General features: G+C 32.5%; 1 protein-coding gene. It reads left to right on the top strand.

From position 1 onward, the window contains the following. Positions 1 to 50 precede the first annotated feature (50 nt). A partial coding sequence (locus tag HMPREF0216_RS15035; protein ID WP_005216049.1) for a discoidin domain-containing protein occupies positions 51 to 4,585 on the top strand: 4,535 nt, incomplete at its 3' end.

Here is a 4,585-nt window from a genome sequence, read left to right as displayed (position 1 = left end):
GCAATGTTCATATAACTTAACAGATCGAATTATATTTATGGGGGGACAAAATGAAAAGGAAAATGATTATAAGAATTGTAGCAGTTCTTACTTTAAGTGCTGTTATGGCTACTAACTCTATGATGACAATGGGGAATGTTTATGCAAATGAATTAACAGAAGGAGCAGAACAACAAGAATATGAGACTCTTGCTGTAGATAGTGACTACTCACAAATAGGTGGAGTAGAAAGTTATATTGTAGATGGAAATAAGGTTACATTTAAGATGGTAACAGGGGAATATGTTAGAGTTTCTCTTTTAGATAATGATGTAATACGTCTATATATGGACCCAAACGGGGAATTTAAAGAAGATCCTACACCTAATGATGAAAGTCATGTTACAACAATTAGAGAGAAGGATGATGATGAGTATGAAGGCGTTGATGCTAAGGTAGAAGATGGAGATATTATTACAGTATCTACAGACATTATTGAATTAAGAATGGAAAAAGCTACAGGAAAGATGGAGCTTTTTAATAAGGCTACAGAGCAAACATTATGGAGGGAAGCAGAGCCTTTAAAATATACAGATAGTGAAACAGTTCAGACTCTTGAAACAAGTAGTGATGAATATTTTTATGGTGGAGGAATGCAAAATGGACGTTTCTCTCATAAAGGTGAAATTATAAATATTAGAAATGAAAATAACTGGGTTGATGGAGGAGTAGCAAGTCCAACACCATTTTATTTCTCAACTAGTGGTTATGGAGTTATGCGTAATACTTTTAAACCAGGACAATATGATTTTGCTTCAACAACTGAAAATATAGTTGTTACTAAGCATAGTGAAAAACGTTTTGATGCATATTATTTTATTGATGATACAGCAAATGGTATTATAAAGGGATTCCATGAGTTAACAGGTGATCCGTTACTTATGCCAGAATATGCATTTTATTTAGGGCATTTAAATTGTTATTCTCGTGACTGGATAAATGATGAAACAGGACAAGAATCACAAACACCAGCACCTGGATTTGATCGTCAAGAAACATTGATGGTAGATGCTAAAGAGGTTTTAGATACTCATATTAGCAATGATATACCACTTGGATATTTCTTACCTAATGATGGTTATGGATGTGGATATGGTAGAGCAGAAACTATTGATGAAAATATTGAAAATTTAAAAACATTTGTTGATTATACTAGAGAGAAGGGAGTTCAAACAGGTCTTTGGACACAAAGTCAATTAACTCCTACAGGAAATCAAGCTGCTTATTTAGAACGAGATATAGAAAAAGAAGTTGGTTATGCTGGAACAAATGCAGTAAAGACAGACGTTGCATGGGTTGGAGCTGGATATTCTTTTGCACTTAACTCAGTAAGACAAGCTGCAGAAGGTATTGAAAATAATTCAAGGGATAATGCAAGACCTTATGTTGTGGCAGTTGATGGATGGGCTGGAACTCAAAGATACGCAACTTTATGGTCAGGAGACCAAAGTGGTGGAAATTGGGAGTATATTAGATTCCATATCCCAACATATATCGGTACTGGATTATCAGGAAATCCAAATATGGGTTCTGATATGGATGGTATATTTGGAGGTAAGAATCCAGTAATTCAAACTCGTGATTTCCAATGGAAGGCGTTTACTCCTATCCAATTAGATATGGATGGTTGGGGAAGTAATGCAAAGAATCCTTATGTATTTGGAGAGCCATATACTTCTATAAATAGAATGTATTTAAAATTAAAAGGTGAATTAATGCCATACATTTATAGTAATGCAAGTGTTGCTACTAATGAAGGTATGCCAATGATTAGAGCTATGATGCTTGAATATCCTAATGAATATACTTATGGAAAGGATACTCAATATCAATATATGTGGGGAGAAAACATGTTGGTTGCTCCAATATATCAAGATACTGAATCAGATGCATTAGGAAATGATGTTAGAAATGATATTTATCTTCCAGATGAAGACCAAATTTGGATTGATTACTTTACTGGAAAACAATATCAAGGTGGAGGCGTATTAAATAATTTTGAAGCTCCTGTATGGAAGTTACCGTTATTCATAAAGAATGGTGCAATTATTCCAATGGCAAATGAAAATAATACTCCAGAAGCAATAGATAGCTCTATACGTAAGTATGAAGTATATCCAAGTGGAGATACAAGCTTTGAAGTATATGAAGACGATGGTTTAACTACTGACTATAAGGAAGGTAAATCAGCAACTACATTAGTTACATCTTTAGCGCCTAAAACAGGAAAAGGTACTGCTGTAATTAAAGCAGGAAAATTAGAAGGTAGCTATGATGATATGATAACTGAAAGAAAAACTGAATTTGTTGTTAATGTAAGTGAAAAGCCAACAGAATTAACAGTAAAGGTTGGTGGAAATGATGTTAAGCTTACTGAAGCTAAATCATTAGAAGAATATAATAGTGGAAGCAATATGTATTTCTATGATGAGGCACCAAACCTAAATAAATATGCTACAGAAGGTTCTGAGTTTGCAGATATAGAAATTACTACAACTCCAAAGGTTTACGTTAATGTTGAAGCAACTGATGTAACTAAAAATGAAGTTGAATTAACAGTAAAGGATTTTGTAAATACTCAAGAAGGTGTAAATAGTGACTTAAATACTAATTTAAGTGCACCTACTAACCTGCAAGCACCACAAGAATTAATAACACCAACAACTATAAACTTAACATGGGATGCTGTTGAAGGAGCAACTTCATATGACATTGATATTGATGGAGTAATATTTAGGAATATTACAGCTACTGAATATAAGAAGATTGATTTAGAATTTGATACTGTTTATAAATACAGAGTAAGAAGTGTAAATTCAGAGGGATACTCTGAATGGAGTGATTATATAGAAGCTAGAACTAAGTTAGATCCATATACTAATGTTCCAAAAGATATGGTTGCAATTTGGGAATGGGGTAACTATGGTACTGATTATCTTGAAAATGCTGTAGATAATAATGATAGTTCTATGTTCCATTCTGCTGGAAATGCTATTGATAAACCATTTATTGTTGATATGCAAAAGGCTTATGATATTGAATTCTTAGATTTAAAATTTAGAGCTAATGCAAATGGTTCTGTTAGTAGAGCATTAGTTTATAGTAGTGTAGATGGAGTGAACTATACAAAGGTATTTGATAATACAATAGATTATGGAAATGCATGGTCAACTGATGGAAACGTTAAGAGAATTGAATTTGCAAGTCCAATTAAAGCACGTTACTTTAAGATAGTAACTAAAGAATCAAGAAACAACTTCCTTGCAATAAATGAAGTAAGACCAGTAAAGGTTGATGGAACAGTAGGAAAGGTAGTTGGAGACTGGAATAATAGTGGAAAAGTAGAAGAAGGTGATTTAACATTCCTTCAAAACTATGCAGGTTTATCAAATGTAGATGCAGATTGGCATTATGTTTCTGATGCAGATTTAAATAATAATGGATTAATTGATGCATATGATATTGCATATGTTGCTAATAAGTTAAATGGTGGAGTAACTGAAACTGATACTAAGATTTCAGGTGAAATTAATATTATTCCAAGTAAGAAAAATATTAAAGCAGGTGAAACTTTCACTGTAAATGTTGTTGGAGTAGAGTTAGCAGATATAAATTCATTTAGTGTTGAACTTCCTATAGATTCAAGTAAATATGAATTTGTTAATATAGCACCAACAGAACTTACTAGTGGTATGACTAATTTCTCTAAATTAAGAGTTCATAGTGATGGAAGTCAAGCTGCATATGTAATATTCAATAATATTGGAGAAAAAGCTAAAATTTCAGGTACAGAAAATATAGCAACTGTTACTTTAAAAGCAAAAACTGATGTTACTTTTGATATAGAAGCTACTGATGCTTTACTTGTTGATAGTAAATTAAATCAAAGAGATGCAGCAGATATATATCGTAATGTACCAGAAGGAATGACTGCAATATGGGATTTAGGAAATGAATTACAATTCTATCCTCAAAATGCAGTAGATAATGATGATAGTACAAGATTTATGTATGCTCAAAGGGATGGAGTTGATAAAGAATTCATAATTAATATGAATGGTGAATATGACCTTGAAAGAATTGATGTTTTATGTAGAGATATTAATATAGGTTCAGGAAACGGTGGAGTATTAAGAGCAGAAATTTATACTAGTGTAGATGGTGAAAACTATGAATTAGTTTACAGTAATGCTGAAGAAACAGGATTACCAGTATGGGTAAATGAAGGTAAATATAATGTAGCTATGTTAGAAGAAGTAGTAAAAGCTCGCTACATTAAGATAGTACCTAAAGAAACTCTTGGAGGATATATTTCATTTAAAGAAATACGTCCAATAGCTGTTGCAAAATCAGTTGAGGTGCCTGAAGAACCAGAAATTCCAGTAGTAGTGGTAAAGGATCATTTAAATCTTGCTGTTGAAATAGCTAATGAAGTAACTGAAGAAGAACTTTTAGATGTTGTTCCAGCAGTAGTTGTAGAGTTCAAAGAAGCTCTTGATGCAGCTAATGCTATATTAGAAAATGAAAATTCAACTCAAGAAGAAGT

Origin of the sequence: Clostridium celatum DSM 1785, assembly GCF_000320405.1 — a bacterium.
GTDB classification, from domain to species: Bacteria; Bacillota; Clostridia; order Clostridiales; family Clostridiaceae; genus Clostridium; species Clostridium celatum.
The sequence above is the reverse complement of the archived record's forward strand: the minus strand, read 5'-3'. Positions and strand labels throughout refer to the sequence as shown.